The organism is Pseudoalteromonas sp. TAE56, from assembly GCF_000497955.1.
GTDB lineage: Bacteria > Pseudomonadota > Gammaproteobacteria > Enterobacterales > Alteromonadaceae > Pseudoalteromonas.
Map to the genome: position 1 here is coordinate 1 of NZ_AUTN01000088.1, position 2,783 is coordinate 2,783.

Consider the following 2,783-nt stretch of genomic DNA (forward strand, 5'->3'; position numbering starts at 1 on the left):
TAGCTGTCTCTTATACACAAATCCCTGCTAAGAAATTAGCGGGGATTTTTTTGAACTAAATCTCAATGTCATGATCAGATCTTCAAATCTTGTTTGAGGGCACATTATGATTAACGAACATACTCATTGGGCAAAACAACAATTCGGTAAATCGGACTTAGGTGATCCAAGAAGAACAGCGCGTCTGGTAAAGTTAGCATCAACGCTTGCAAATGAACCAGGAAAACCACTTGTGAACATCACTCAATCCCCCGCCGATATGGAAGGTGCCTACCGCTTTATTCGCAACGAGAATATTGACGCAACGGCTATAGCAGAGTCAGGCTTTAAAGCCACGGTTGAACAAGCAAAAAGTCATAACTTATTGCTCGCATTAGAAGACACGACCACACTAATTTATAAGCATTCCTCCATTCGAGATGATTTGGGTCATGTCGGACGAGGAGCAAAACAACGAGGCTTGTTAGCTCATAGCGTATTACTGTTTGCGCCAGACACAAAGCAAGTTGTGGGATTAATTGAACAGTCTCGCTGGAGTCGTGATATCAACACGATTGGAAAAAGAGAAAAACACGCGACGACTTCTTACGAAGAAAAAGAAAGTTACAAGTGGGAGTCAGCGTCACGAGCGATGGCAGAGCGGCTGCAAGGACAAATGGCGAACGTGATATCGGTGTGTGACCGCGAAGCGGACATCTACGAATACTTGCAGTATAAACTGACCGAGCAGCAACGATTCGTCGTACGCTCGATGCAAAGTCGTCATATTGAAGAAGGTGAGGATAAGCTCTATGCGTTTGCAAGCGAGCTGATGAGTGCAGGCACCAAACACATCCACATTGCACAAAAAGGAGGAAGAAAAGCCCGAAGCGCAACACTGGATATCACCTATGCGCCAGTGACACTCAAAGCGCCTTACAATAAGAAAGGACACTCCCTCCCAGTTTACTATGTCGGCTGTACAGAGCGAGGAAACGCTAAGAACGGCTTAAGCTGGCACCTATTAACCAGTGAACCAGTCACCAGCAAAGAAGACGCCTTAGCTATCATCACCTACTATGAGCACCGTTGGCTTGTAGAGGAATACCATAAAGTCTGGAAAAGTGATGGTACGGATATCGAAAGTTTACGCCTTCAAAGCCAAGATAACATGGAAAGATTGGTGACGATTAATGGCTTTATTGCGACGCGAATATTGCAACTAAAGTTCACCAATGAGCAGCCTGATTCCCCAAGTTGTGAACAACTGTTATCTCCCAAAGCATGGAAGTTATTGTGGTTAAAGAGAATAAAAACACCATTGCCTGAAACTGCTCCAAATATGTCATGGGCGTATCAGGAACTGGCAAAGTTAGGAGGCTGGAAAGATACCAAGCGCACAGGGCGTGCATCTGTGAAAGTGTTATGGAAAGGATGGCTTAAGTTACAAGCCATCCTGGAAGGCTACGATTTAGCAAAATCTCTTGAGTCAGACTTGTGATCAAGAGACAGCTTTATAGCGGCTTTTTATTCTCTGTATTTTCATGCAGTTCGAGTTTTGGTGCACTCATACCTTTGAGCAACCGACCAAATATATCAGCGCCGGTAATAATGCGTTTTACATCGCTCCACACTAATACCACATCGTGATCAATGGCCCCATCAAACGATTTATCTAAAGAATGATTAGCCCGTATTTTTAAAATCACTTCACTCAAACGCATCGCTTCATCAGCAACAATTATAGGTCTGTGACAATAGTGATAAGGGTCAAACGTATCTGGCTCAAATAACGCTGATCTTAAAAAGCCGTCAGCATCTACCACTAATAAAGGCCAACCGTCTTCATTGGTAATGATCACCCAGTTATAACCTGACTTATGTAGTTTGCGTAAAAACTCATTATCAGTTGTTAATGTAAGGTCTGGGAAAATAGGCAAATCAAGCTTAGTAGGCAAAGCAATAATAGAGTCTGGATCAATTACCTCACCCTCTTTGGTTACGCTTATTTCATCTAAGCTAAAAAAGTTAAGCGCGCCTATTCCCTCAACGTGTTGAACATCAGCTTCTTCAGCCTCTATGTGTTTGCGAATAATCCCCCTGAGCTCACTTTCAGCAAAGTACGTAATCCCCTCTTTACCTAACCATGCATCGAGTATTAAAGCCGTTGGCTTAGCAACTATATAAAACAGAATCTGATAAAACTTAATTAACGGCGAAAGTAGGCTTGCCATTTTTAACGCATTACGCGAAAAATAAGCCTGCGGTGTTATTTCACCAATAATAGTAATTGCGATAGTTGAGAATAAAAACGAACTTGCGCCCATTAATACCGAATCAGAAAGTAGTGTAAGTAGTACGTTAATACCTACGTTGCCCCACAAAATAGTCGACAATAAAAAATTAGAGTCGTTTCGAAGGGCCATTACTTTTATGGCCGCCTCGTTCCCTTTTGCACTTTCCATTTCAAGCTGAAGCCTGCTTAGTGAAAAAAACGCTAAGTTTAAGCCCGAAAATATTGCCGATTGTGAAATACACAAAGCAATTGCACACCAGATCATGACTTCAAAGGTCATTGTATTTTCCTATTAGTAATACCAATTCACTTAATTAAGCGAATTGGTACAAGGCTTATAAAAGCAATAAACTGCCTAAACCTAAAAAGGTAACAAACCCAACAATATCGGTAACGGTAGTTAAAATTACCGAACCAGATAACGCAGGATCAATTTTCATTTTGTCTAAAATAGACGGAATAACAACACCTGCTAGTGACGCGGCCACTAAATTCAATAATATGGCTA

The 2,783-nt window shown here is 41.8% G+C and carries 3 protein-coding genes; 1 reads left to right on the forward strand and 2 read right to left on the reverse strand.

All coding sequences use genetic code 11. From position 1 onward, the window contains the following. Nucleotides 1-106 precede the first annotated feature (106 nt). The gene (locus L656_RS0109145) at nt 107-1,480 is read left to right on the forward strand and encodes an IS4 family transposase (protein ID WP_024598303.1); all 1,374 of its coding nucleotides are present in this window, start codon (nt 107-109) and stop codon (nt 1,478-1,480) included. A 13-nt stretch (nt 1,481-1,493) separates the two neighbouring features. Here L656_RS0109145 and L656_RS0109150 read toward each other — a convergent pair whose 3' ends face one another. After that, nucleotides 1,494-2,555 (reverse strand): DUF21 domain-containing protein, encoded by a 1,062-nt coding sequence (locus L656_RS0109150; RefSeq protein ID WP_024598984.1) that lies wholly within the window; start codon nt 2,553-2,555, stop codon nt 1,494-1,496. Nucleotides 2,556-2,610: 55 nt separating this feature from the next. Continuing rightward, nucleotides 2,611-2,783 (reverse strand): magnesium transporter (locus L656_RS1000000122765; protein WP_173400221.1); only part of this gene is annotated, 173 nt, incomplete at its 5' end.